23 protein-coding genes are annotated in these 25710 nt (G+C 47.6%); 15 read left to right on the forward strand and 8 right to left on the reverse strand.

The genetic code is table 11. The features are described 5' to 3' along the window. Positions 1 to 4 precede the first annotated feature (4 nt). The 10 genes from AB0763_RS07650 (at position 5) to AB0763_RS07695 (ending at position 8655) form a co-directional block, all read left to right on the forward strand. A complete protein-coding gene (locus AB0763_RS07650) occupies positions 5 to 616 on the forward strand; it encodes an aminodeoxychorismate/anthranilate synthase component II (RefSeq protein ID WP_306100160.1) in 612 nt (203 codons plus the stop codon). A 1-nt stretch (position 617) separates the two neighbouring features. Beyond that, positions 618 to 1622: an anthranilate phosphoribosyltransferase gene (gene trpD / locus AB0763_RS07655; RefSeq protein WP_306100161.1), complete on the forward strand. Its 1005-nt coding sequence runs from the start codon at positions 618 to 620 to the stop codon at positions 1620 to 1622. After that, positions 1622 to 3037, forward strand: coding sequence for a bifunctional indole-3-glycerol-phosphate synthase TrpC/phosphoribosylanthranilate isomerase TrpF (trpCF, locus tag AB0763_RS07660; protein WP_306100162.1), 1416 nt, complete (start codon positions 1622 to 1624; stop codon positions 3035 to 3037). The genes trpD and trpCF overlap by 1 nt, the downstream gene beginning before the upstream one ends. Before the next feature lie 100 nt (positions 3038 to 3137). Next, positions 3138 to 4328, forward strand: a complete 1191-nt coding sequence (gene trpB / locus AB0763_RS07665; protein ID WP_306100163.1) for a tryptophan synthase subunit beta — start codon at positions 3138 to 3140, stop codon at positions 4326 to 4328. Continuing rightward, entirely contained in the window at positions 4328 to 5134 is an 807-nt protein-coding gene (gene trpA / locus AB0763_RS07670) for a tryptophan synthase subunit alpha (RefSeq protein WP_306100164.1), read from the forward strand. Before trpB ends, trpA begins: the two co-directional genes overlap by 1 nt. A 305-nt stretch (positions 5135 to 5439) precedes the next feature. Continuing rightward, the gene (locus AB0763_RS07675) at positions 5440 to 6690 is read left to right on the forward strand and encodes a dicarboxylate/amino acid:cation symporter (RefSeq protein ID WP_306100165.1); all 1251 of its coding nucleotides are present in this window, start codon (positions 5440 to 5442) and stop codon (positions 6688 to 6690) included. 117 nt (positions 6691 to 6807) lie between these two features. Further along, a complete protein-coding gene (locus AB0763_RS07680) occupies positions 6808 to 7371 on the forward strand; it encodes a septation protein A (protein WP_306100166.1) in 564 nt (187 codons plus the stop codon). Between the two features lie 88 nt (positions 7372 to 7459). Next, positions 7460 to 7843 carry an acyl-CoA thioester hydrolase YciA gene (gene yciA / locus AB0763_RS07685; protein ID WP_306100167.1) on the forward strand — a complete coding sequence of 128 codons (384 nt, stop codon included), beginning with the start codon at positions 7460 to 7462 and terminating at the stop codon, positions 7841 to 7843. 112 nt (positions 7844 to 7955) lie between these two features. After that, complete coding sequence (locus tag AB0763_RS07690; protein ID WP_306100168.1) at positions 7956 to 8252, forward strand: YciI family protein; 297 nt, start codon at positions 7956 to 7958, stop codon at positions 8250 to 8252. 4 nt (positions 8253 to 8256) lie between these two features. After that, entirely contained in the window at positions 8257 to 8655 is a 399-nt protein-coding gene (locus AB0763_RS07695; RefSeq protein WP_306100169.1) for a GspS/AspS pilotin family protein, read from the forward strand. 72 nt (positions 8656 to 8727) lie between these two features. On the opposite strand, the gene AB0763_RS07700 is transcribed toward AB0763_RS07695, so the two are convergent. Then, a complete protein-coding gene (locus AB0763_RS07700; protein WP_306100170.1) occupies positions 8728 to 8880 on the reverse strand; it encodes a hypothetical protein in 153 nt (50 codons plus the stop codon). A 215-nt stretch (positions 8881 to 9095) separates the two neighbouring features. Here AB0763_RS07700 and AB0763_RS07705 point away from each other — a divergent pair, with 215 nt between their 5' ends. Then, positions 9096 to 10007 carry a LysR substrate-binding domain-containing protein gene (locus tag AB0763_RS07705; RefSeq protein ID WP_306100171.1) on the forward strand — a complete coding sequence of 304 codons (912 nt, stop codon included), beginning with the start codon at positions 9096 to 9098 and terminating at the stop codon, positions 10005 to 10007. A 159-nt stretch (positions 10008 to 10166) separates the two neighbouring features. Here AB0763_RS07705 and AB0763_RS07710 read toward each other — a convergent pair whose 3' ends face one another. Together AB0763_RS07710 and AB0763_RS07715 are read right to left on the reverse strand one after the other, a co-directional pair. Continuing rightward, positions 10167 to 10367 carry a DUF4250 domain-containing protein gene (locus AB0763_RS07710; RefSeq protein WP_306100172.1) on the reverse strand — a complete coding sequence of 67 codons (201 nt, stop codon included), beginning with the start codon at positions 10365 to 10367 and terminating at the stop codon, positions 10167 to 10169. A 202-nt stretch (positions 10368 to 10569) separates the two neighbouring features. Continuing rightward, a complete protein-coding gene (locus AB0763_RS07715; RefSeq protein WP_306100173.1) occupies positions 10570 to 11247 on the reverse strand; it encodes a hypothetical protein in 678 nt (225 codons plus the stop codon). Between the two features lie 200 nt (positions 11248 to 11447). Between AB0763_RS07715 and AB0763_RS07720 the strand changes: the two genes are divergently transcribed. Further along, positions 11448 to 11960: a hypothetical protein gene (locus AB0763_RS07720; protein WP_306100174.1), complete on the forward strand. Its 513-nt coding sequence runs from the start codon at positions 11448 to 11450 to the stop codon at positions 11958 to 11960. A 34-nt stretch (positions 11961 to 11994) separates the two neighbouring features. Here the strand turns inward: AB0763_RS07720 and AB0763_RS07725 are convergent, their stop codons facing one another. From AB0763_RS07725 to hrpA, 3 genes are all read right to left on the reverse strand, one after another. Next, positions 11995 to 15492 (reverse strand): hypothetical protein, encoded by a 3498-nt coding sequence (locus AB0763_RS07725; RefSeq protein WP_306100175.1) that lies wholly within the window; start codon positions 15490 to 15492, stop codon positions 11995 to 11997. 529 nt (positions 15493 to 16021) lie between these two features. Continuing rightward, positions 16022 to 16501, reverse strand: coding sequence for an outer membrane beta-barrel protein (locus tag AB0763_RS07730; protein WP_306100176.1), 480 nt, complete (start codon positions 16499 to 16501; stop codon positions 16022 to 16024). 231 nt (positions 16502 to 16732) lie between these two features. Continuing rightward, complete coding sequence (gene hrpA / locus AB0763_RS07735; RefSeq protein WP_306100510.1) at positions 16733 to 20620, reverse strand: ATP-dependent RNA helicase HrpA; 3888 nt, start codon at positions 20618 to 20620, stop codon at positions 16733 to 16735. A gap of 384 nt (positions 20621 to 21004) precedes the next feature. Here hrpA and AB0763_RS07740 point away from each other — a divergent pair, with 384 nt between their 5' ends. From AB0763_RS07740 to AB0763_RS07750, 3 genes are read left to right on the forward strand one after another with little or no spacing between them, the layout of a single operon-like run. Then, complete coding sequence (locus AB0763_RS07740; protein WP_306100177.1) at positions 21005 to 21349, forward strand: hypothetical protein; 345 nt, start codon at positions 21005 to 21007, stop codon at positions 21347 to 21349. A gap of 9 nt (positions 21350 to 21358) precedes the next feature. Further along, entirely contained in the window at positions 21359 to 23260 is a 1902-nt protein-coding gene (locus AB0763_RS07745) for an alkaline phosphatase D family protein (RefSeq protein WP_306100178.1), read from the forward strand. A 27-nt stretch (positions 23261 to 23287) separates the two neighbouring features. Further along, the gene (locus tag AB0763_RS07750; protein WP_306100179.1) at positions 23288 to 23740 is read left to right on the forward strand and encodes a TerB family tellurite resistance protein; all 453 of its coding nucleotides are present in this window, start codon (positions 23288 to 23290) and stop codon (positions 23738 to 23740) included. A 74-nt stretch (positions 23741 to 23814) separates the two neighbouring features. Here the strand turns inward: AB0763_RS07750 and hpxO are convergent, their stop codons facing one another. Together hpxO and AB0763_RS07760 are read right to left on the reverse strand one after the other, a co-directional pair. Then, positions 23815 to 24969 carry an FAD-dependent urate hydroxylase HpxO gene (gene hpxO, locus AB0763_RS07755; RefSeq protein WP_306100180.1) on the reverse strand — a complete coding sequence of 385 codons (1155 nt, stop codon included), beginning with the start codon at positions 24967 to 24969 and terminating at the stop codon, positions 23815 to 23817. Between the two features lie 180 nt (positions 24970 to 25149). Further along, complete coding sequence (locus AB0763_RS07760; RefSeq protein WP_306100181.1) at positions 25150 to 25644, reverse strand: DUF6174 domain-containing protein; 495 nt, start codon at positions 25642 to 25644, stop codon at positions 25150 to 25152. Positions 25645 to 25710 lie beyond the last annotated feature (66 nt).

Consider the following 25710-nt stretch of genomic DNA (forward strand, 5'->3'; position numbering starts at 1 on the left):
GACTATGGCTAACATTATTTTTATCGACAATTTCGACTCATTCACTTACAACTTGGTCGATCAGTTTCGTTCGCTAGGTCATCAAGTGACTATCTTTCGCAACACGGTTGAGACGAGCACTATCATTGCCGCCCTCCAACAGCATCAAGACAGCGTTTTACTGCTCTCGCCAGGGCCTGGCGCGCCGTCACAGGCTGGCAATATGCCCGCCATTATTCAAGAGTGTAAAGGCAAGCGGCCAATCATTGGCATTTGTTTGGGGCACCAAGCCATTGTTGAAGCTTATGGCGGCACCGTGGGGGGGGCAGGCGAAATCATTCACGGTAAAGTGTCGATGATGTCACACAATCATCACCCTTTGTTCAACGGTTTTGCTGACACCTTCGCCATTGCTCGTTATCATTCGCTGGTCGCTACGTCGATGCCGTCGACTTTGGCTGAAGTCGCCCACGCCGATGGCTTAGTCATGGCGGCGGTCAACGAAGCAGACAAAGTCTGTGGCTATCAATTCCACCCGGAATCGATCATGACCACCCAAGGAGCACAACTGCTTGAGAATACCTTGCACTGGGCTTTGCAACAAAACCAATATCAACCCCAAGGAGCGGAGGCATAAGATGAGAGATTTAATCGAAAAACTCTACTTACAACAAGATTTAACTCAAGCTGAAAGCCAAGCGCTGTTCGCCAAGATTATTCAAGGCGAAATGGAGCCAATTTTGATGTCTTCTGCGTTGACCGCTTTAAAGATCAAAACCGAAACGCCAGATGAAATCAGCGGCGCGGCTAAAGCGCTACTGGCCAATGCCAAGCCGTTTCCCCGTCCTGATTATGACTTTGCCGATATCGTCGGGACTGGTGGTGATGGCCATCACACCATCAACATTTCCACCACCGCGGCGTTTGTTGCGGCGGCTTGTGGTCTAAAAGTCGCCAAACACGGCAACCGCAGCGTCTCGAGTCGTTCTGGCTCCTCGGATTTACTCGAAGCCTTCGGCATTGATCTGCACATGCCCGCTGAGGAGTCGCGCCAAGCTATCGATGACCTAGGCGTCGCGTTTTTGTTTGCCCCGGCCTATCACCAAGGCTTTCGCCATGCGGTACCGGTGCGCCAAACACTCAAAACTCGCACCTTGTTCAACATCTTAGGCCCTTTGATTAATCCAGCAAAACCCAATATTCAACTGATGGGCGTTTACAGTGAAAGCTTGATCGCTCCGATCGCGGAAACCTTGCAAAAAATGAACTTTAAGCGCGCCGCCGTTGTTCACGGTAGCGGCCTAGATGAAGTGGCAATTCACGGTGAAACCAAAGTCGCCGAAATCAAAGACGGGCAACTTGAATACTACACACTCACCCCAGCTGATTTTGGTGTTGAGCAATACCCGCTTGAGGCAATCAAAGGTGGTGAGCCTTATGAAAACCGCCTGATCATTGAAAATATCCTGACCGGCAAAGGCACAGAAGGCCAAGTGGCGGCGGTTGCGGTGAACGTGGCGCTGTTAATGCGTTTATTTGGCCATGAAGATCTCAAAGCCAATACTCAAAAAGCCATCGATGTCATGACGCGTGGTGAGGCCTTCCCTTTAGTGCAGCAACTGGCGCAACGAGGAGAAAAATAATGACTCAACTGTCTCAACACGTTTCACTGCAAGAAAGTCAAATGGCGCAAGTGCTGGTGAAGATCGTTAACGATAAAAAGCAATGGGTCGCGGCGCGTAAAGTATCGCAACCATTAAGCGAGTTCCAAAGCCAAGTACAACCAAGTGATCGTGATTTTTATCAAGCCTTAACTCACAGTAATAGCGTGTTCATTCTCGAATGCAAAAAAGCCTCGCCGTCAAAAGGGTTGATCCGCGAAAATTTTGATCTCGATGCCATTGCCAAGGTTTATCACCATCACGCCAATGCCATTTCGGTGTTAACCGATGAGAAATACTTTCAAGGCCAATTTGACTACATCAATCAAGTGCGTCGCCAAGTTAGCCAACCGGTACTGTGTAAAGACTTCATGCTCGACGAGTATCAAGTCTGGCTTGCGCGTCACTACCAGGCCGATGCGATTTTATTGATGCTGTCGGTGCTTGATGATGAGCAATACCAACAGTTAGCCGATCTCGCCCACCAGTTGAACATGGGCGTGCTCACCGAAGTCAGCGACGAAGAAGAGCTTGAACGCGCCGTTGCACTTGGGGCCAAAGTCATTGGTATTAATAATCGCAACTTGCGCGATCTCAGTACCGATCTCGAGCGTACTAAAACTCTGGCGCCGCAAATTCGTGCCAAAGCACCACAGGCTATCGTGATCTCTGAGTCGGGCATTTACACTCACCAGCAAGTCCGAGAACTGTGTACTTTTGCCGATGGTTTCTTGATAGGCAGCTCACTGATGGCAGAGCAAAACCTCGAGTTGGCCGTACGACAAGTGATTTACGGTGCCCACAAAGTCTGTGGCTTAACCTCAGTGCAAGATGCGCAGCGCGTCTATCAAGCCGGCGCGGTGTTTGGCGGTTTGATTTTTGCCAGCGGCTCTTCGCGCTGTGTCAGTTATGATGATGCCAAAGCGATTTGCACGGCCGCCCCACTGCGCTTTGTTGGGGTGTTTCAAAACCAACCCATTGTCAAAGTTGCCGATACCGCGAATCAACTCGGTTTTTTTGCCGTACAGTTACACGGTGAAGAATCAGAGTCAGACATTGCTTTGCTGCGCCAAGAGCTCAATGACGACATTGAGATTTGGAAAGCCTATGGTGTGCAAACTGCACTGCCAGAATTGCTCAATGGCCCCATTGATCGCCACTTACTCGACAGTAAAGTCGGCCATCAAAGTGGCGGGACCGGACACGCGTTTGACTGGTCACTGCTCGAGCACCCAGAGCGCGTCATGCTCGCTGGCGGATTAGGCCCAGATAATGTCCGCGAGGCGCTAGAGCTCGGCGTTTTGGGTTTGGATTTTAATTCGGGGGTCGAGCACAGTGCCGGTGTCAAAGACGAGCAAAAAGTCAGACGGGTATTTGAGCTTATCAGACAGTATTGATCCTTGGCTCTTTTGGAGTCGAACACCTTTTATCGCAATGGGAGTGCTGCAACAACTTGGCCCCATTGCGAACAGAAACAAACAGAAATAGGGAGCCATAATGGCAAAATTAGATGCATTTTTCGGCGAGTTTGGTGGCCAATTTGTTCCACAGTTACTCGTCCCTGCACTGGATCAATTAGAACAAGCGTTTATTGATGCGCAAGAGGATCCTGAGTTTCGTAGTGAATTCATGACGTTATTACAAGAATACGCCGGGCGTCCAACCGCGCTGACCCTAACGCGTAACCTAACCAAAGGCACCAAGACCAAGCTCTACCTCAAACGAGAAGATTTGCTGCACGGCGGCGCACACAAAACCAACCAAGTGCTCGGTCAAGCCTTGTTAGCCAAACGTATGGGCAAACACGAAATTATTGCCGAAACCGGCGCAGGCCAACACGGCGTTGCCACCGCGTTAGCTTGCGCGCTACTTGGATTGAAATGTCGCGTTTACATGGGCGCCAAAGACGTTGAACGCCAAAGTCCAAACGTATTTCGCATGCGCTTAATGGGTGCAGAAGTGATCCCGGTTCACTCAGGCTCATCGACGCTAAAAGACGCCTGTAATGAAGCGCTACGCGATTGGTCGGCCAGTTATGAAACCACCCATTACCTGCTCGGTACTGCCGCGGGCCCACATCCCTTCCCCACGATCGTACGTGATTTTCAACGCATGATTGGTGAAGAAACCAAAAACCAAATCCTCGCACGCGAAGGGCGCTTACCCGATGCTGTCATTGCCTGTGTCGGCGGTGGTTCCAACGCGATTGGTATGTTTGCCGACTTCATCGAAGAAGAACAAGTGGCTCTGATTGGCGTAGAACCCGGTGGTAAAGGTATTGATACCGATCAACACGGTGCACCACTCAAACACGGCAAAACCGGTATTTACTTTGGGATGAAGTCTCCCTTAATGCAAACCGACGAAGGACAGATTGAAGAGTCGTACTCGATTTCTGCCGGACTTGATTTCCCCTCCGTCGGCCCGCAACACGCGCACCTAAACGCGACTGGCCGCGCTGAGTACGTCAACATCACCGATGACGAAGCGCTCGATGCGTTTCAAGCTCTGGCAAGACACGAAGGCATCATTCCCGCCCTTGAGTCTTCTCACGCCCTAGCACACGCGATAAAAATGGCTAAATCGAACCCAGAAAAAGAACAGCTGTTGGTCGTCAATCTCTCAGGTCGCGGCGACAAAGACATTTTCTCCGTTCACCAAATTCTCGAAGAAAAAGGAGCGCTGTAATGGATCGCTATCAAGCTTGTTTTGAACGCTTACAACAACAAAAACAAGGGGCGTTTGTGCCGTTCGTCACCATTGGCGATCCTTCGATTGAATTGTCACTTGACATCATTCGCACCCTAGTTCAATCCGGTGCCGATGCCCTTGAGTTGGGCTTGCCGTTTTCCGACCCTCTTGCGGATGGGCCAACGATTCAAGGTGCCAACTTACGTGCGTTGCAATCTGGCGCGACGATCAGCCAGTGCTTTGAACTGCTTGCCAAAGTGCGCAGCGAGTTTCCCGATACCCCGATTGGCTTACTGGTCTATGCTAACCTCGTCTATGCCAAAGGCGTCGATCACTTTTATCAGCGTTGTGCCGAGGTCGGCGTGGATTCGGTTCTGGTCGCGGATGTGCCTACAGGTTCCAGCGACGAGTTTGTCGCTGCGGCCAACCATCACGGCATCAAACCCATCTTTATTGCGCCGCCAACCGCCAGCGATGAAACCTTGCAACAAGTGGCTACTCTCGGACAGGGCTATACCTACTTGTTATCGCGCGCAGGGGTGACCGGTACGGAAACCAAAGCCAACATGCCGGTCGGCGATCAAATCGATAAGCTCAACCGCTTGCAAGCGCCCCCCGCGCTGCTCGGCTTTGGTATTTCGGAGCCATCGCAAGTCAGTGAAGCCATTGCCGCGGGCGCGGCGGGCGCGATTTCAGGCTCAGCCGTGGTTAAGATCATCGAGCAACACCAAAACGATAAATCGGCTCTACTTAACACCTTAGGTGATTTCATTGGCCGTATGAAGGCTGCAACACAGTATTAACGCTGAGCAATTTAGTGCTTGTCATTGCGATAGCGTCTGCCCATGGGTTCTGCCCATGGGTATTGCCAATATCAATGAGCACCATTGACGTTTCACCGGCCTACAAAAACACTTTAAATAGTGAATCTCTCCAGCCATCTGCTTAAAACCTCCAGTAAATCGCTTTCTTTTGCTGCTTATTTAGATAAATATGCCAATTAACCTTGAGCTTTGTCGACGAACCCTGTAAAAGATTAGCCACTATTTTTACCTGATCTGGCACGCCGAGCCAATCAGGACCGCGATTAGACAAAAAGGTTAAAACTGTGACAGAAAAAAAACACTGGCTGACCAACATTGGCCTACAAGTGGTCATTGCTATGATTGTTGGCACACTCGTCGGACTCACTCTTGGTAAAGACGCACAACTTTTTGCGCCCTTGGGTAATATTTTCATCAATTTGATCAAAATGTTGGTGATTCCCTTGGTGGTGGTCGCACTCATTTCCGGCGCTTCTGGGCTGGGAGACAGTCAATCAGCGGGCAAAGTTGGCATTCTCACTTTGGGCTATTTTGCCCTCACCTCAGCCCTTGCTGTCGCATTGGCTTTACTGTTGGGACAGTGGTTTAAACCCGGTCAAGGGATTAATGTTTCGTCTATTTCCAGTGTCTTTTCTGATCAGTACGCCAACAAAGGCGATATTGCCGGTTTTTGGGATACGGTAACAGGGATGATCCCTACCAATATTTTTGACTCGTTAACCCAAGGCAACATACTGCAAATTTTGGTCTTTTGTCTCTTTTTTGGCATTGCTCTTACTAAGCAGAAAAAAGACAAGCGCCAACCGATCCTCGATGTGGTCAACACCTTAGTCGATGTCCTGGTTTGGATGATGAACAAAGTCATGTTGCTCGCACCGATTGGGGTCTTTGGTTTGATGGCCAATGCCGTGGGCACCTTTGGATTTAGTGCCTTAACGGTTGTCTTTAACCTCTTTTTAGTCTACGTGGCGGCCATCGCTATTTTTGCATTTGTGGTCTATCCACTCATGGTACAGAGCTTGAGTAACATCAGTGCCAAGCAATTTATTTCGGCGATGAAAAAACCTCAAGCCTTGGCGCTATCTACCGCCTCATCCATGGCGACCTTGCCAGTCAACTTGGACACCTGCCAACAAGAGCTCAAGGTCAAATCGTCGACCTCTGCTTTTGTGTTACCACTCGGTGCCACCATCAACATGTCAGGTAATGCGATTTATTACGGGTTAGTCGCGGTCTTCTTTGCGCAATTGTTTCACGTCGACCTCGGGCTTGGCGCTTACATTGCTATCATTTTAACCTCGACACTCGGCGCGGTTGGCCAAGCCGGCGTTCCCGGACCTTCATTTTTAGTCGTAGCCGTGTTATTGGCGGCAGGGATTCCGATTGAAGGTTTGCCTTTGCTGTTTGCCCTTGACCGCATTTTCGACATGATACGCACGGCACTAAACATCACTGGTGATGCTGCTTGTGCCGTGATTGTCGATGCCATGGTAGAAAAAGACTCGTCATCAACCTCTTCTTCTCAAGCGTCTTAAGCCATGACAATATTAAGCCCTGCAAAGGGCTTTTTTTTGTCGCAAAATATCTCAGTAGAATTTCCACCCAGCGCTTTTTTCGCTAGACTGGACTTATCTATTACACGGAAAGACAACATGAAACAGTTACTTGACTTTATTCCTTTAATTATCTTCTTCGTTCTTTTTAAAACCTACGATATCTACATTGCGACCGGTGCTTTAATTGTTGCCTCTGCAGTGCAGATAGTGTTGACCTACTTTCTCTATAAAAAAGTGGAAAAAATGCAAGTGATCACCTTTATCATGGTGGCACTCTTTGGTGGTATGACTATCTTTTTACACGATGACAACTTCATCAAGTGGAAAGTCACCATTGTCTACTTTATCTTTGCCGCGGGTTTATTGATCAGTCACTTCATCGGCCGCTCGGCGATCAAAAGCATGCTCGGCAAAGAGATCCAACTGAGCGACCGTGTATGGGGCAAGATCACTTGGGCTTGGTCACTGTTTTTCATTGCCTGTGCCTTGTTAAATCTCTACGTCGCGTTTTATCTGCCACTCGATGTTTGGGTCAACTTTAAAGTCTTTGGTTTATTGGTGGCGACCTTGTTGTGGACAGCGCTAACTGGTGTGTACATCTACAAATCCATGCCAGCAGAGCAAAAACAAAAACTTCAGCCCGGTAAGGATGACGAATAAGTTCAATTTGTTATAATGACAGCATCATCATCAGCGGCTAATGCCGCTGTTTTTTTATCTTTCATTTTGCCCAAACAATGAGAACGCCATGACAACACCGAAAGGACAACTATTACTTCGCACCTTAGCGATGCCCGCAGACACCAACGCCAATGGCGATATTTTTGGTGGCTGGATTATGTCGCAACTCGATCTTGCCGGGGGCATTTTGGCCAAAGAGATTTCGCAAGGCCGAATTGTGACGGTATCGGTATCGAGTATTACCTTTAAAAAACCGGTTAAGGTCGGCGATGTGGTGTGTTGTTATGGTGAATGTACCAAAATTGGTCGCACATCGATGTCGATTAACTTGGAAGTCTGGGTGAAACCGGTCAAAAGTGATGGCGTAGGACAACGCTTTCAAGTTTGTGAAGCGACGTTTAACTATGTGGCCGTCGATAGCGATGGTAAACCTCGCGTGATTGCAAAATAGGTCAAGCTTACCCTTTCTCTCGTGTCCGTTATTGTTATACACTGCCAGTTAGGAAACTTGTTATCGATTGTGTGGTCATAACTGCTTGACTACTTTGAATAAGGATACGGACATGTGGTATGTCATTTACGCTCAAGATGTTGAGCAGTCATTAGAAAAGCGCCTTGCAGCCCGCCCCGCTCACCTGGAACGTCTCTCGTTATTACAACAGGAAGGACGCTTGTTAGTTGCCGGCCCTATGCCTGCGATAGACAGTGAAGACCCAGGCCAAGCGGGCTTTACTGGGTCAACGGTGATCGCTGAATTCGACACCTTAGCTCAAGCACAGCAATGGGCAGACAGCGATCCTTACGTTGAGGCAGGTGTTTACCAATCCGTCATCGTCAAACCCTTTAAAAAAGTATTTTGATACCATGAAAAAATTGCTCACTTTTCTTCTCGTGCCTCTTTTTCTCGCCAGTTGTGCCTCACATGAAGACGAACAACGTCGCAAGTTAAAACAAATGGCATCGAATCGCGCCGAGGCATTATCCGCCGGGTTGCCCGTTGAACGTGGACCGTTAAAGATCATGCGTGTACTACCTCATGACAATGTGGTGAGACTGATGATGATCTATAATACGGATGGCAAAAATGCCGAGCCGGTTAATCAAGTTCTCGACCGCAGTGTGGATTCGTTTTGCAGTAATAAAGAAATTGTTGCCAACCTTGAAGAAGGGTTAGTTTACGAGATAAAAATTCGCAATGCCCGCGGACAGTTGCTGATCGACAAAAAAGTTACCGACCAAACCTGTAATACAAGCGAAAGCTGATCCCAATGGACTCGTACCACCGGTTACGAGTCCATTGCTGTAATGCGTTTTTCTACACGACTCTTTGGTTGCCTACTCTTTTGATGTCATCATCCGGTGGCCTTCATTGGTCGCGAATTTCTCCCCGACTGACAACAGCCCTTCTTGCTCAAGACTACGGTGCCAGTATGGTACTAAGGCGTATTTAAGTTGACGCTTTTCACCGATTCTCGGATAGCCAAACATGAGCCCTGTCTCTCTCAAGCCATTTAAACTTCTATGCGCCTAAAAATAAAATGAATTGATACAAATAACCAACGCCATTTTTTCACATTAACCATGAATTCATTTCATACAATAAGAAGAAATAAACGGCCTTTTAGCCGTCTAGATGTTTACAGGGACATAGAAAAAGCGTAGCTTATACCCATACGATAAGCTTCATCCATAAAGAGGCATCAATGATCGAATTGAAGCATCTCAAAACCTTAGTGTCCTTACGAGAAACCGGCTCATTAACGGCCACCGCCACTGCGCTTCACCTGACTCAATCGGCCTTATCTCATCAGATCAAAGATCTTGAGGCCAAAATTGGTAGCCCTTTGTTTTTGCGCAAGACTCGCCCAGTCAAGTTCACCACGGAAGGCGACATCTTACTCAAAGCCGCGGATGATATATTACCCCGATTAACTCGAGTCGAACACGAACTGGCCGCCTCCAAACAAGACGATCACGGCCGCTTACACATGGCCATTGAGTGCCACTCTTGCTTTCAGTGGCTTATGCCAGCTTTAAAAGCTTACCAAGTTGTATGGCCCAGCGTCAGTTTAGATTTTTCTTCAGGGTTTGGCTTTGAGCCTTTACCTGCGTTACTCAGTGGTGATTTAGATTTGGTGATCACCTCCGATATTCAGCCTCGCTCCGAAGTCCATTACGAACCCTTGTTTGATTTTGAAATGCGATTAATTGTCGCCAACAACCACCCTTTAGCCAGTAAAAGCCGTATTCAACCTGAGGATTTTCTCGACCAAACCCTGTTGAGTTACCCGGTGCAAAAACAGCGCTTGGACGTGGTCAAACACTTTTTAGCCCCAGCGGGTATCGAGCCGTTTAAATGGAAACAGGCCGAGAATACACTCATGCTAGTACAAATGGTTTCTGCAGGCCTTGGTGTGGCCGCTTTACCCAATTGGGCCATCAGCGAATTTTCTCGCCAAGGCCTTATCGTCAGTAAGCCGCTGGGGGCGGGGTTGTGGCGACGCTTGTTTGCCGCAACGCGCAGCGCAGAAAAAGACAAACACTACTTGCAGGCGTTCTTTCACACCTCCAAACAACAAAGCCAGCAACACCTCGACGGTATTAAGATGGCTTAATATGAATAGACAGTGTCCACGACCCTTGCCTGTGGCAAACTTTACCGCACTTGCTATCGGGTTATCCCCCTTGGTTGGCCCTGGGTATAACCCGAACGAAGCACTTACAATATCGCTGATGGATGAGGTTCAGGCCAGTATCACAAAACCTGACTGATACTATTCGTTTCTTGGCTTGAATTGATTGGTGAGAGGATCATAATGATAGCCAATTTGAGATAGTTGCACACTCAAATGCACTTCATTCACTTCGTAGGTCATCACCAAGTCGTCAATGCTCTGACATTCATGGCGCAGCTTTTCATTAATAATACCGAGTAAAATATGACTATCGATATGAGTTAAGTTGGTTAAATCCATGTCTACCTCCTACTGCGTTACCAGTGCCCTTGTGTTATGAGTATAACAAACCGGCCACTAGCACGACTCATTTCAACATTACTATCCCCCAAATAAGGAGACATTTTTATATTGCACTCTTCCAATATAGAGTAAAAAACCGCCACAAGGCAATACCCTGAGACGGTTTAAACCATCTAAAATTGCATGGCGGTCTTGCCAATTAAGGCAACAGGTACACCAATTGTCCACTGCAAGCGATTAAACACAGCAAGGCCACCCAGAGTTGAATTTTATCGACTGTCGACTTTTTAAATAAGTGCCACGCCCATATAATTACCGCGGTTACTAACAAAGATAACGCCACTAAAATGCGCTGCGTGAGCTGATTTAATGACGGTGTATCCAACTGGTATGCCAATAATAACACCACCAGGGCAAGCCCCATGCCGCTGATGATACCGACTAAGGGCAACAATTGATGAAAAGCTTGTAATCGACTGCGAGCGGTCACTAGCAATACATGCGTCAGTGCCGCCCCTAGTAAGAACAGCTGCACCAACCAAAGGCCGGCCATCCCCCCTTGACCGTGCAGCCACATTTGCCACAACACCAATGCCGTTGCCACCACATTCGCGCCATGCATAAGCCACATTGGTCCCTCATCACGGGTCTTTTTCATTTTCACTTGAGAGCAAAAGAGCAACACAATTGCACTGATCAGAAACATATAATAAGACATCGTCAGTGCCGGTAAAACCCATAGAACAGCAAGGTATAACAGCACTTTGTGTAATCGGCCGCGTTGACCGGGACACAAATCGCCCTTGATTAAAATTAAGGTCAGCAATAACTGCGCACCGAGCAACATAGGAGGAAAAGAAAGAATATACTGAGTCATAAGCGTGTTGGAATAAAAATGATTGGCCAAGTTTATCAAAGCCCAGCCCGTGAGCAAGTATGGGCTTGGTATTGCTGCGCGCTTTCTCGCTTTTTACACGGGTAAACTGGCTTTCTCCCTATCTTGTCCTCTTTCATCTTCGCTTACGTGCGTGTTAACATCGAACACATCGCCATCACAACATGCCTTGAAACCTGTTAATGACCATTAATTCGTCCTCGAGTCGCCATCATCAAACGAGCCATGCCGTTCAATGCGATATTGACCATGCACTTGAATTACAACACATCTGGTTAGAAATCCAGGCGCAGCGCTGGCATCAAATCGAGCGATTTTTGTGGCCGCTCTTTTGTTATCGACATGGCTATGTCACCAACAAGGGTAAACCTTGCCTCACCAGCGCCAAAGCCAGACTTAGGCGTTCAGATAACGCGCTAAAAAGTGACAGCGTCACCATGATTGCACTCGTGCCCTTCAAGGCCATTATTGGCGAGCTGAAAAAACACGAAAAAGATGGAAACTTGAGCTTTTCTCGGATGCAAAGAGTCTTATTGCATTTATTGGACTATCGCCTTATCAGTGCCGCTGAGTGGCAAACGCTCATCTCTTTAGGACTGCAGCACCAAATGCCAGCGCTATGGTATCAGCAAAAAAACGTCAACTTAGAAATAAGAATGGCTTTGGCAGACATTACATTCCACCAAAGCCATTGAGGTTACTGATTGAGTTTATGGGGACAGGTTTTCCCTACTCATCAAAATGGTAACTGACGTCAAATACCGCTGACCATAGATCCCCTTCCTCGCTGTCTACGCCAGGCCAACCAGGCAGATCGGTTTGTGACAAGACTTTGACCGAGATGGATTGGCCATCGGTGTCCACCAGAGCCATACTGTCCATCACGTCATACTCTTCGCCTTGATAGGTATAGACAAAATTAAGCTCAATGACGTGATTGGTTTCATCTAACTGCCAAGTCATGTCAATACTTTCCTCATCGACAATCAAGAAGCCACTGCCGTCGGCGCGAAAGACAAAGGTGTCATACTCATCACTGAGCATCAAATTACGCGAATCATCATTAAAGTAATCGTCACTAAAGAAGGCGTCAATATCATTGCCCTCTTGCTGACACTCGCTTACCGTGGTTAAGAAAGTGTCAAACGTTACCGTCGTTAATGGCACGTTATTCTCGTCATCAAACTCCGTATTGCTTATCGTACAATCGTCAAGCTCGACATCCGCCAGGTCATAATAAGTGTCCACCCAGATTTCACTGTCTTCTGGGGTATAGTTGGCGATAATGAGTGAGTCATCATTATCACTGAGCAAAGCCATGATATTATACACGTCTAAGCTATCGTCTAACGCGGTAGTGACAATATAGCGCTCGTCTTCGATGTACCAATTTTGTTCGCCTCTATCGACCCCATTGCGGTAATAGTGCGCGGTCATGGTGCTGCTATCAAACTCAAAGGAGCGAATTTCGCCGTCACTGTTCGTTCGCACTAAACGCACGCCGTCGAGATCCTCATCAGACAAGCTCACTTCATCGCCACTGCATGCATCATAAGCTTCAATGGCTTGGGTAAACACGCTTTGCGACACGTCATATTGCTCATCGAAGCGACACACCGGGTTATCATCTGAGGTCATGATGGCCGACCAAATTTCACTGGTGTCATCGTATTCTTCATAAAACTTAAACGAGAAACGATCCCCGTCCTCATTGAGCAAAGCCCAATACCAGACTTCAGATTGATCGGCATTGGTGAATTTGAAGTAATCGCCTTCTATCGTCCAATCTAAACTGTAGGAGTAGCTGCCATTTTTAGCCACATCTAAGGTCATATCATTAAAGGTGTAATGACGGGTTTCACCATCGCCTCTCACTCGCATGAAGGTTTCTCCATCGAGATCATCAGCGTCTGGTAAAGACTCGGCACCGCCACACAAGGCCACGGCTTCGTTAAAGTCGTCTAAGGTAGGCGCTTCGACATCTTCTCCTAAATCACATAGTGTCACCACCGCAGTGGTCGCATTATTGATTATTTGTAGATAGGCGCTTTCATTGTAAATCGGTACACTATCGTTGCTTTCACCTGCCGTATCGACAGTGCCCTCATGGACTTTGCCATTGTATTCAGATAACACAATGATATTATTGGCTAAATCAAATCGGTCGGGATAGCTTTCAACCACCTGATCTGGGATTGGGGCGGTGATCAAGTCCTCACCCGAAATCGTCTGCTGCTGCCAAGTACCTGACGCCAATATGCTTGATTCATTGTTGGTGTAATCGAGCGTGAAGTAGTTGGCTATGCCACCTTCAACCAACTCAACCATCAACGAATAATCAAGCACCACGCCGACTAACTCACCCGGTGAAGCGCCATCGCCGGCACTGACACTGCTGATCACTTGCGCTAATGTTTCGACTTCGCCATCGGATTGTCCGCCATCACCGGCAAAAACATATGCAGGATTGTCATCGAGATAATACGTATCTTTATCCGCAACAAAAAGGCCATTAAAGACATAACTACCCTCACTAAAAGTTAACTCATCATCAAAATGGTATGCCCACTCGACGGTGTCTTTGATGTTTTGACCGTCTAAAGCGATCAGCTGACCATTTAAGCGGTACGTTTGCAGTGGCGCATCGACATTATTGGCCACCACTTCACCATCTTGATAGCGAATTTCCGGGAACACTGACGCTAAGACCCAGCCATTAGCACTTAAAATAATATCATTGCTTTCATAAGATTGCAGAGACGACAATACCCCAGTATCAATTAAGGTTTGATAGCCCTCGATGGTCATGTCAGTTCCGTTAATTGAAGCCGGTTCAACCACCAGCACCTCTTGATCACTGTCGTCTTCATCATCGTAGACAATATACGCTTGTGATTGGCTGAACAGCCAAGCGGCGGCAATTGCGGTGTCGGAGCTGTTACTGTTGTCTTCTGCCAATGGCTCTGGGTCGACGCTGTCAAGTAAGCCATCACCGTCGTCATCGTCATCTCTGTTATTGCCGATCTGATCCGAGTCGGTATCCAGTGTTTCAGAGCCATCTTCGGGGAACGCATCAGCATTATCGCCCACACCATCTAAATCGCTGTCGAGCCACTCAGTCTCATCATCGGGGAAGTCATCGACATCATCGTTATAGCCATCTTGATCGCGGTCGGTGACTTCCTCTTCTTCCTCTTCTTCTAAGGAGGGGTTAGTGGGATCTAATGGATCGCCATCTTGCTCATCGGCAATGCCATCACCATCATCGTCGCTATCGGCGTTGTTGCCCAATCCATCGTCATCGGTATCGATGGTTTCAACCGGGTTGAGCGGGAAGGCATCTTGGTCGTTTTCCACCCCGTCGCCATCAATATCGGTATCGCTATTATCCCCGGTGCCATCCCCATCGAGATCAGACCATTCGGTGGCATCATCTGGGAATTTATCTAGGACATCGACCACACCATCGGCATCGCTGTCAGTCTCAAAGTCATCGCTGTCGCTAAACACATTGTCGAGATCCGCAAACCCTTGCTCGCCGGCAGCCTCGACTTGTTGTTTAATCGCGGTTCTCGCCGCATCCAGTTGATTATTAAAATCGTCGTCATCAGCCGCGGTTTCACGCTCCGCCTCATCTTCTGGCAAAACCCCAGCAGTCACCAAGTTCACTGCCACATACGCGGCGCTGTCTACTTGATTTTCAATAAAGTCACCAAGTACCTCATCACTGTCTAAGCCCAATTGCGCAGCGACCTGGCTGATCGCACTGGCTTTGAGCTGCTCGATTTCTTCGTCTGTCATCGAGCTGCTGTCGGTTTTCTCCATCGTCATGTGCACGAGCGTTGACAGCGGTGTCACGCTGTCTTCCCCCGGCGGCGCGGACATAACAAACCCTTGGCTGATCTCCCCTTCACTTTCATCAGTGGTCTGCCCGGCAATCGCTTTGACCAAGATCGGATAAGACAGATAATCGGTGACCGAGCTGACATCGAGATTGGCGACACCACCGGCCTCACTCATCGCCATCGGCTCACCCTCGCTGAGCTGGTAATCGCCATTGACGTCTAACCAAACTTGCGCATCGACTAAATAGCCATCAATCGCTTTCACTGAATACGTCGAAGTGCTTGCACTGCTTGAATCACTGTCGCTGTCACTACCACATCCCACTAATAAACTACTGGCAGAGACCCCTATCGCTAAGGTAATGATATTTTTTTTGAACATAGCCAACATCCATTTTTGAATTATCAAATATAAGATATATCGCTAAGTTATATTTTCAATCTCGCTCCAATATTGGAATTGATTAATCAAAGGGATTATAAATCATTAACTTATAGTAAAAGTATGAGAGACAAACAAACTAACTATCATTCATTTTCAATTACTTAAAATAAAAGTATGAAATTAACATTCACAATACAAATACATTATTTTTTGTGACTTATATCACGATAATAAAAGCAATACTTTAGGTAAAAGTATTTAATTTAATAACGGACTCGATACGTTCAACATAATAATGTTTTATTGACATAACGACGTATTCTTGACGAAATAGAAAGAAGCGGACTTAATAAAAATGGTGAAGAGGTTTAGATATTAATAATAAGAGGTATTCGGTAAGGTTCATAATTTGATCCAAATCGGATTCAATATTTAATATCAATCTAACTCAATAGCGACTCACCCGAGCTGAATTGATCAAAAAAGCCAACGCAAAGTTGGCTTTTAAATACCACGAAGAGAATGCTTATAGGAAGTGGAAAATCGCACTGAGTGAATAAGTATCGACGTTCTCATCATCTACGGTGTAATTGGTATAGCTTGCGCCGACTGAAATCGGGCCAAAAATATAATACTCAGCACCGATGCCGTACATCATGTCATAGCCATCGTCGTCACTGCCGCCATCAACGTCGGCTTCCCATTTGTGAAAACCGCCTTTTGCGTACAATTGTAAAGGGCCAAGATCAATACTTGGTCTCAGTGCCGCGTAGTAGGTATCTAGCGTGGTTTCAGTGCCATCGACATCAAACTCACCCATATGTGTGATACCGGCTTCAATACCTAAAATCGGTAACAATCCCGTTCCGGCATACACGGAATACGATTCACTCGACTTACCCTTGTATTCAGAGCCACCTAATGTTGCGCCACCAAAAACCAATGAATCTGCCATCGCCGTCGATGATGCGCCTAGCAAGGCTAAGGCCAATAGTGCTTTTTTCATTGTCACCCTTCTCTATATTTATTGTAAAGCGGCAAACCGTTACCGCTTTGTCCTTTTGCATGATTAAGATTTTACACGAAAACGAGGCGTTGCCCACAAAGAAAACGTTTTTATCGCCCTGTTTGCGCACAACCTTCACCTAACGTCGTCATCAATCCAACGTAAAACTTACTCGTGCAAGTAAGCAAATCTTGTGCCGTAGATATTGATGTTGTCTGCCTTCTCACTCAATTACACGTTTTCGATCGCATTTTTAACCCGCTTGTCCGAGACGGGATATGGCGTCCCAAGTTGCTGAGCAAAAAAGCTGACTCGCAACTCTTCAATCATCCAACGAATCGCCTTAACCGGCTCTGGCACCGGTTGCCCTTTCGGGATCTTATTGAGCAACTCTTGATAACTCTGTGTCACGGATTCAATCTTGAGCATGTGCAAACGATCTTTATTAGGATCGATGGGCAATTTTTCTAAGCGACGCTCAATAGCGTGTAAATAACGTTGGATATCCGGCAGTTTTTGCCAACCGCATTGGGTCGCGAAGCCTTTAAAGATCAAGCCTTCCACTTGCGCTTTAATGTCGGACAGTGCAAAAGCCATGGTAAAATCAACCTTGCCTTTTAAGCGTTTATTGATGGCAAATGCGGTGGTCAATATCGATTCGACTTGCTTGGCAATGTCGACAACCGTATCGCCTAGCTCGGCGCGTACTGTCTCTTTAAGCTTCTCAAATTGCTCGCCTTTCCACACTAAACCGCCGTGTTGCTCGATCAGTTTATCGACCCCGCAAGCAATGCAGTCATCGATCAGATCCAAGACTTTACCATAAGGGTTAAAGTACAGACCCAGTTTGGACTTGTTCGGCAGATTGGCGTGTAAATACTTGATCGGTGACGGCACATTGAGCAAGATCAAACGCCGCTGACCTGCCTGCATTGCCGTGTGTTGCTCTTGCTCGGTCTCAAACAATTTTATTTCGACGCTGTCTTTATTATCCACCAGCGCAGGGAAAGCTTTGACCTCAAAACCGCCGCGTTTTTGTTGATACACCGTTGGCAACTCGCCAAAAGTCCACTGATGTAGGCCTTGTTGTTCAATATCGTCATCGGCCACATTAGACAAGGTTTGCTGAACTTGTTCTTTCAGGCTTTCTTTGAGGGCAAATAAGTCAGTGTGCTCTTTGAGTTTCTTGCCCCGGTGATCAACGGCTCGAAAAGTGATGGTCAAATGCTCTGGCAGTTGCGCCAATTGCCAATCTTCGCGCTGAATTGTCACGCCACTGATTCGACGCAACTCTTTCTCCAAACTATCGAGCAACGGCGCTTCTAACGGCGTCACTCTGGCCAAAAAGGCTTGGGCGTAGTTTGGCGCCGGCACAAAGTGTTTGCGCAGCGTTTTTGGCAAAGACTTGATCAGCGCCACCACCAACTCGTGGCGAAGGCCAGGGATCTGCCAATCAAAGCCCTCGGCAGAAACCTGATTGAGGATCGGCAAGGGGATGTGCACCGTCACGCCATCGTTGTCGTCTCCGGGCTCAAATTGGTAACTGAGTTTGAGTTTAAGCCCATTTTGATACCAAAAGTTCGGATAATCCAATTCGGTGACGTGACTGGCGTCTCCCTGAATCAACATCTCTTTTTCGAAATCGAGCAGATCGGGCGTGTCGCGCTGTGCTTTTTTCCACCATGAATCAAAATGACGGCCTGAGACAACATCGACCCCAACTCGCTGATCGTAAAAATCAAACAAGGCATCATCATCGATAAGAATATCGCGGCGACGGGACTTTTTCTCCAGTTCTTCTACTTCTTGCAACAGCGCTTGGTTGGATTTGAAAAAACGGTGTTTGGTATGCCAGTCGCCTTCGACAAGCGCCGAACGAATAAAGAGCTCACGACACAAAACAGGATCGATGGCCGAGTAATTGACCAAACGTTTAGCCACAATCGGTACGCCGTACAAAGTGACTTTCTCATAAGCCATCACCGCCGCTCGCTTTTTCGACCAATGTGGTTCACTGTAACTGCGCTTAATGAGGTGTTTTGCCAACGGCTCTACCCATTCAGGCTGAATTTTGGCGCTGATACGCCCCCACAGTTTCGAGGTTTCGACCAATTCAGCGGTCATGATCCACTTGGGCTGCTTTTTAAACAGCGCCGACGCGGGGAAAATGTGAAAGCGGGTATTTCTCGCCCCTTGATAGTCGTTACTTTCACTGTCTTTACAACCGATGTGACTGAGCAAACCAACCAGTAGTGCAGTGTGAACGCTTTGATAATCGGCCGCTTGAGCATTGAGTTTGGCGCCGTTCTCACGCATCGCCTGATGCAGTTGCATATAAACATCTTGCCACTCGCGAATGCGTAAGAAGTTAAGGTATTCCTTCTGACATAGTCGGCGAAATTGATTGTGACTCAGCGCTTTTTGCTGCTCGCTGATGTAATCCCACAAATTGAGATAAGCGATGAAATCCGAATCTTCATCTTGAAAACGGCGGTGTTTTTCATCGGACGCTTGTTGTTTATCACTGGGTCGCTCACGTGGGTCTTGGATCGACAAAGCCGCCGCGATCACCATCACTTCGCGCAAACACTGTTGTTGCTCTGCGGCGATCACCATTCTTGCCAAACGAGGATCGATAGGCAAACGCGCCAATTGACGCCCCATCGCCGTGAGCTTAGGTTGTGTTTTTTTACCGGGTAATACCTCGATAGCCCCAAGCTCTTCTAATAGGCGGATCCCGTCTTGAATATTTCGTTTATCGGGGGCTTCCACAAACGGGAACGCCTGAATATCACCAAGGCCCAGTGCCGCCATTTGCAAAATCACCGAGGCAAGATTAGTGCGCAAAATTTCCGGGTCGGTAAACTCAGGGCGCGAAAGAAAATCCTCTTCTGAATAGAGGCGGATACAAATGCCTTCTTCTACCCGACCACAGCGGCCCTTGCGTTGGTTGGCACTGGCTTGGGAAATCGCTTCAATCGGCAAGCGCTGGACTTTAGTGCGATAACTGTAGCGACTGATACGCGCCAGACCTGGGTCGATGACATATTTAATCCCAGGCACGGTCAACGAGGTTTCGGCGACGTTGGTCGACAGTACAATGCGACGCCCACTGTGTGGCTGGAAAATGCGATTTTGCTCACTCGAGGATAATCTCGCGTACAAAGGCACGATTTCGGTCGCTTTTAAATTGCGTTTGCTCAACCCATCGGCAACGTCGCGAATGTCTCGTTCGCCGGATAAGAAGATCAAAATATCGCCCAAACCCTCATCACACAATTCGTCGACGGCGGCGTAAATCCCTTCGTGGATATCCCGCTCATCAGTATCGGTCACCAATGGGCGATAACGGGTTTCAACCGGAAAAGTTCGCCCTGACACTTCGATGATCGGCGCATTGGAGAAGTGCTTTGAAAAGCGCTCTGGGTCAATGGTTGCCGAGGTGATGATCACTTTGAGATCGGGGCGCTTTGGCAACAACTCTTTTAAATAGCCGAGGATAAAGTCAATGTTTAAACTGCGTTCGTGCGCTTCATCAATAATGATGGTGTCGTATTGATTGAGATAGCGATCGTGCTGAATTTCAGCCAGCAAAATCCCATCGGTCATCAACTTAACTTGTGTTTGCTCGCTAACCTGATCGTTAAAACGCACTTTATAGCCAATGCTGTCACCGAGTTGAGATTGGGTTTCTTCCGCGATGCGGTTGGCCACTGAGCGAGCGGCCAAACGGCGTGGCTGAGTATGGCCTATGACACCAAACTGACCTCGGCCGAGCTCTAAACACATTTTGGGCAACTGAGTAGTTTTACCCGACCCGGTTTCCCCTGCCACAATCACCACTTGGTGCTTTGCAATCGCCTCCATGATCTCATGGCGCTTTTGGCTAACCGGTAACGACTCTGGATAATCAATGCTTGGCGTGTGCTGTTTTTTTAGGGCGACACTGGCCATCGATACCGCGATATCTTGCGCTATGGTGTCAAATACCGCTTGGCGCGAATCGGCATTGGCGATCTTTTTGGCACCGTGAATTCGGCGCTTGATGCGAAAGCGATCTTTGATCAAACAATCATTGAGGGCATGAAACAAAGTATTGGCGTCATTGGTCGTCGCCATGGGCGTTGAGTCTTGATTCTTTGACAAAACAATTCCATCGTGTGTGAGAGAAATAACTGTGACCATGATACCACAATTTGCAAACCGGTCTCGACTATTGCTAGAGACAAATTGACGCCAATAATCGCTTACCGTCTGAGCAATCAATGACATAGGCGACGGTTTATCCCGTTATTAGCGGTGGATTTCAGCTATCTTTGGCTTGGGAATTATGGCAGAGTAAGTCTAATGTTTATCAATACCAATAAACGGCAATGACGCTCATCTTTGCCTCAACCAATTAGGCTTAAAAGCACGTTAACTCGCTGTACTTATCAGACTTTACCGCTGTGAGCCGCAGAGTAGACAAGCGCTGATGACTGGCCAACGCTATGAAGAAAACAAGTGAAAGTCGCTGAATTAAAAAAAATTTTAGCTCAAGAATCGATTAAAAATCACCATGAACTCGTGACGGGCGAGGTGTATTTGCCTGAGCAATTGATTGACGTGGAACAAGACGGCTCACTCTTATTCCTCCATTTTGATAATGCCCCCGAAGACATCGCTGGCGATGAAGAAGGACGAGGTTTGGTCGAACACGAGATCGAGCTGTTAAAAGAAAGAATTTATCAAATTTTGACCGAGCGCTGTAGCATGCAACAAAAGCAACATGCTTTACTGGCTTTAGTGTTAAGTGGCCACGAAATGTCGAGCTCTGAATTTGTGGCTTTGTTGGAGCAATTAGAATAAACGAGGCCTATGTACAGTCCACTGCCCTTAATCATTGCCGGTCCCCTGCTCAGACGCTGCGACCAAACGGGCCTGGTTCTCTGGCTGGTTACCCGAGAACCCTTAAGCGGCGAGTTTATTGTCTATGACCGTCATCAACAGCCTCTTTATCGCGCCTCATTACAAGATATTGAACAATGCCAAATTGGCCAGCAGGCTTGGGTCGTCCTCGCTCACTTTGAGTTTGAGGTGCCGACCGATGTGCCTTTGTATTACCAGTTAAATACTCAAGAAGGCGATTTATTCACGCTGCTGCCTCACCTTTTTTATCAACACGATGAATTGATTAAAGGTCAACGGGCGATTGAGTTTCGCGTCCCCGAAAGAGCTCAGCATGTCATTCATGGATCATGTCGTTGCCCACATACCGACAACCAAGATGCCCTGGCCTATCTTGCTAGCCAGCAACGTGATGTCTGCGCCACACAACGGCCTGATGTGTTAATGTTTACCGGCGATCAGATCTACGCCGATGAAGTGGCAGGGCCAACGTTACAAACCATCCATGCCGTGATTAACGCACTCGGCTTACCCGAAGAAGACTTTCGTCATCTCAAGGTCGCCAACAGTCAGCAGTTGTACCAGCATCCAGAGACCTATTACGGTCGTGACGTTTTACTGCCCCGACAGTCTGTGACTCGCTCGAAGGTTTTGTGGCCTTGGTCGAGCGATAGCATTTTCACCTCGGGTAACTGTGCCAACCACCTAATGACCTTTAGTGAGTTTTTTGCCATGTACTTGTTGGTCTGGTCGCCTAACTTGTGGCACCAATTTTCCAGCGCGTGGCAACACCCACCTAAAACCCTTTCAGGTGAGACGTTGAAACAATGGCATCACGAACGCAGTAATATCGAAGACTTTATTGCGGGGCTCAGTGACATTCAGGCATTACTGGCACATGTTCCTAGCTATATGATTTTCGATGATCACGACATTACCGATGATTGGAATCTCACCATTGGTTGGGAACAAGCCGTTTATCAACACCCAGATGCCAGACAAATTATCAATAATGGCTTGATGGCTTATTGGCTTTGTCAAGGATGGGGAAATGCGCCCAAGCAGTTTACGAGCGACTTTAAGACCAGTGTGTGCCAGTTTTTCCAATCTTCGAGCCCAGAACATCACCTCGAGGCGATTAAAACCGTCGAACAATTCGAAGCCTGGCATTATGTCGTCGATAGCACACCTAAGATGGTGGTTCTTGATACGCGTACCCGGCGTTGGCGTTCAGAATCGAAAATGAACAAACCCAGTGGCCTAATGGACTGGGAAGCCCTTATCGAGATGCATCAAGAATTGGTGGACCAAAAAGCGGTGATCTTGGTCTCAGCGGCCCCCATCTTTGGGGTTAAGTTTATTGAAGTGTTACAAAGAGCCGTGACTTGGCTTGGTTTTCCCTTGGCCGTTGATGCCGAAAACTGGATGGCACACCCAGGCAGTGCCAACACCTTACTGAGCATTTTTACTCATACGCAAACCCCAGCCAATTTCGTCATTCTCTCTGGCGATGTGCACTACTCTTTTGCCTACGATATCAAATTGCGCTTTCGCAAAGCCAAACCGACCATCTACCAAATTACGTGCAGTGGCATCAAGAACACCTTTCCACGCCCTTTATTAGCGGTCTGTGAATGGGCCGATAAATACCTCTACAGCCCTCACTCTCCACTGAACTGGTTGACAAAGCGAAAGCGTTTACAAATTCACAAGCGCCATACCGACCAAACCGACAAACACTTGGTCAATCACAGTGCCCTTGGTGAAGTGAAATTCGATCGCGATGGCAGACCAACCAAGGTCGCTATCCGATTATCGTCTGGCGAGATGATTGAGTTTTTACCTAGCGAGGTAGAACGTGATACCCTTTGATAAATCTTGTAATGAAGGAGCTTTGTTATGCTCAGTACCTTAACCTCGTTAATGAAGTCATTATTCGATGACAAGCCCACGGCTCCGGCAGCCCAGCCAGAGTTAGCCATGGCCTGCCTACTCACCGAAGTCGCTGGGGCTGATCACGACATCAGTGAGCAAGAACAACTCAGCAAAAAAGCCTTGCTGACAAAGTTAACCGGTGCCGATGAAATGCAAGTCGACGACTGGCTTGTACAAGCCAACCAACATGTCGACAATTCCGCTTCACTGTTTGATTTTACCTCTCAGTTACGAGAGCTAAGTGCCGAGCAACGTTATCAAGTCATAGAAAGTATGTGGCAAGTGGCCAATGCCGATGGGCATATCGACCCGCTTGAAGACGCCGTGATCCGCAAGACAGCCGAACTCTTGTATGTTGATCACAGTCAGTTTATTCGCGCCAAACTGTCCGTTGTTGATGACCAGCCCAAACCATAGCGTCTCTCAATGCGGGTAAGGCGTCGTTCTTACCCGCATTTTTACGCCCCGAAACCCAATAAGGCCCAGCTTAATTAACCCAATGGCCCAGAGACAATGGTACTTTTCAAACCGGCAATGATATTTTCGCCACTTTCTTGCGCGAGCTCTTGATACCAAGATAGGGTGTCTTCCATCGGTTGACCGTGCGTCACCTGACTGCGTTTGCGCGCCTTTAAGACGAGGTCTTTTACCCGTTCAACCCGAGCTGCTTGATACGATTGCAGCGCCGCTTCAATTGAATCATTGTCGGCAAAGGCTTGGCCGAGCGCCACAGCATCTTCCATCGCCGCGCAGCCACCTTGACCAATATCAGGAGTCGTGCTGTGCCCGGCATCACCTAATAACGCCACTCGCCCTTTGACCAAGGTGTCAAACGGTTCGATATCGTGGATCTCAACGCGGTTGGTAGTCTCGGCATCCAACGCGTCGATTAAATGCTTAACCGGTTGACACCAATCGGCAAAGTATTCATTTAAGTCTTTTTTCAACGTACTTCTATCTTGAGGTAAGCCTTTGGGTAACGGCACATCAAAAAAGAAATAAAAGCGATTATTGGCGACAGGCATCAAGGACACGCGTTTGCCCTCTGCGACATAGGTGGTCCATTGCTCTTTTGGCGCAATCTTTTCATCTAGCTCAACTAAGCCATTCCAATTGACGTAACCGGCATAGCGGCGTTCGACTTGTCGACCCAGCACAAAAGGACGAACCACGGAATGAGTACCGTCTGCCGCAATGACAAAGTCGCCATTGGCACTGCTGCCATCGTCGAAGGTAACTTCAACCGATTGTGCCTTTTGCTCGATATCAATGACTCGTTTGCCAAATTGCACCAAGTCTCTACCCCACCAATCGATCATCGACGCCTGTAAGTCGGCCCTTGCTACCGGATAATGGCGCTCTTGAACTTGGTCGATGAGCGGCAATAAACTAAACTCAGTTAAGGTTTCAGCGTTTAACCCTGAGCGATACGCCATGCTGTTCATTTGGCCACCAAGTTCATCCATGATGTGTCCCATACCAAGGTGACGCATGCATTTTACGCCATTTGACCACACCGAAATCGCTGCGCCAACCGGCCGAATTTCTTTCACCGCTTCATAAATTTCACACTCAATGCCCTGCTGTTTAAGCGCTGCTGCTGCAGACATGCCACCCATGCCGGCACCAATAATGATAGCTTTCATAATATCTCCCTATATAACTTATTGGTAGATAAGCACAAACTGTTCCAATTCATGAGAAAAGATCACGGTAAATAACCCTTTGTATTTCTTAACCATATGGTCAGGAAATTAATTAAGTCAGTTCTTCGCCTTCTTTTTAGCACCAACTTGGTGCACGAAAGCACCAAGTTGGTTAAATGCCTAGTCTGTATTTAACAAACGGATCTTGGCAATCAGGTAGGTGATTTGATCAAATTGCTGATCAAAAAAATAGAGGTGAGTTGGGTAGAAGTAGTGTGGATGATAACTGACTTCAATGGTCTGATATTGCCAATCCATTGCCTCTTGAATACGGTCGAACACCCCTTCAATAATCCCCCACTGAGCTTGTACCTTCAACGGATAGTCTTCTGTTGGCAAAGGCGTGTTGTCTACTACCTCAAATAAATACTGTCCGGAATAATCACACCAACAGGTAATGGTCAGCTCAAATTGATAAGCCGGAGGCTGATGGTTCAACCAGTGAAAAAAGGCATTATCTGCGTCATCTTGTCGTTGTTGATACGCCTCTTCTTGGTCTGTCCATTGTTCGTCGACATGGTCAAAATCGCTGCGCACGGTTTGACTGTTCGCGCCCGTAACAACAAAGAGCAGAACATACAATAGAGCAGTACAACGCGTCAGTGCATTTGCCATAACCGGCCTCATCATTGGTGGTGAATTGGCTTAAGTGTGGCAAAGTCAGGAAGCGATGAAAGCGTA

It is taken from the genome of Vibrio sp. HB236076, assembly GCF_040957575.1.
GTDB lineage: Bacteria > Pseudomonadota > Gammaproteobacteria > Enterobacterales > Vibrionaceae > Vibrio.

Coding starts and splice junctions, on each gene's coding strand:
- AB0763_RS07650 (WP_306100160.1), top strand. CDS start 5: ATGGCTAACATTATTTTTATCGACAATTTCGACTCATTCACTTACAAC.
- trpD (WP_306100161.1), top strand. CDS start 618: ATGAGAGATTTAATCGAAAAACTCTACTTACAACAAGATTTAACTCAA.
- trpCF (WP_306100162.1), top strand. CDS start 1,622: ATGACTCAACTGTCTCAACACGTTTCACTGCAAGAAAGTCAAATGGCG.
- trpB (WP_306100163.1), top strand. CDS start 3,138: ATGGCAAAATTAGATGCATTTTTCGGCGAGTTTGGTGGCCAATTTGTT.
- trpA (WP_306100164.1), top strand. CDS start 4,328: ATGGATCGCTATCAAGCTTGTTTTGAACGCTTACAACAACAAAAACAA.
- AB0763_RS07680 (WP_306100166.1), top strand. CDS start 6,808: ATGAAACAGTTACTTGACTTTATTCCTTTAATTATCTTCTTCGTTCTT.
- yciA (WP_306100167.1), top strand. CDS start 7,460: ATGACAACACCGAAAGGACAACTATTACTTCGCACCTTAGCGATGCCC.
- AB0763_RS07690 (WP_306100168.1), top strand. CDS start 7,956: ATGTGGTATGTCATTTACGCTCAAGATGTTGAGCAGTCATTAGAAAAG.
- AB0763_RS07695 (WP_306100169.1), top strand. CDS start 8,257: ATGAAAAAATTGCTCACTTTTCTTCTCGTGCCTCTTTTTCTCGCCAGT.
- AB0763_RS07700 (WP_306100170.1), bottom strand. CDS start 8,880: ATGTTTGGCTATCCGAGAATCGGTGAAAAGCGTCAACTTAAATACGCC.
- AB0763_RS07705 (WP_306100171.1), top strand. CDS start 9,096: ATGATCGAATTGAAGCATCTCAAAACCTTAGTGTCCTTACGAGAAACC.
- AB0763_RS07710 (WP_306100172.1), bottom strand. CDS start 10,367: ATGGATTTAACCAACTTAACTCATATCGATAGTCATATTTTACTCGGT.
- AB0763_RS07715 (WP_306100173.1), bottom strand. CDS start 11,247: ATGACTCAGTATATTCTTTCTTTTCCTCCTATGTTGCTCGGTGCGCAG.
- AB0763_RS07720 (WP_306100174.1), top strand. CDS start 11,448: ATGACCATTAATTCGTCCTCGAGTCGCCATCATCAAACGAGCCATGCC.
- AB0763_RS07725 (WP_306100175.1), bottom strand. CDS start 15,492: ATGTTCAAAAAAAATATCATTACCTTAGCGATAGGGGTCTCTGCCAGT.
- AB0763_RS07730 (WP_306100176.1), bottom strand. CDS start 16,501: ATGAAAAAAGCACTATTGGCCTTAGCCTTGCTAGGCGCATCATCGACG.
- hrpA (WP_306100510.1), bottom strand. CDS start 20,620: ATGGCGACGACCAATGACGCCAATACTTTGTTTCATGCCCTCAATGAT.
- AB0763_RS07745 (WP_306100178.1), top strand. CDS start 21,359: ATGTACAGTCCACTGCCCTTAATCATTGCCGGTCCCCTGCTCAGACGC.
- AB0763_RS07750 (WP_306100179.1), top strand. CDS start 23,288: ATGCTCAGTACCTTAACCTCGTTAATGAAGTCATTATTCGATGACAAG.
- hpxO (WP_306100180.1), bottom strand. CDS start 24,969: ATGAAAGCTATCATTATTGGTGCCGGCATGGGTGGCATGTCTGCAGCA.
- AB0763_RS07760 (WP_306100181.1), bottom strand. CDS start 25,644: ATGGCAAATGCACTGACGCGTTGTACTGCTCTATTGTATGTTCTGCTC.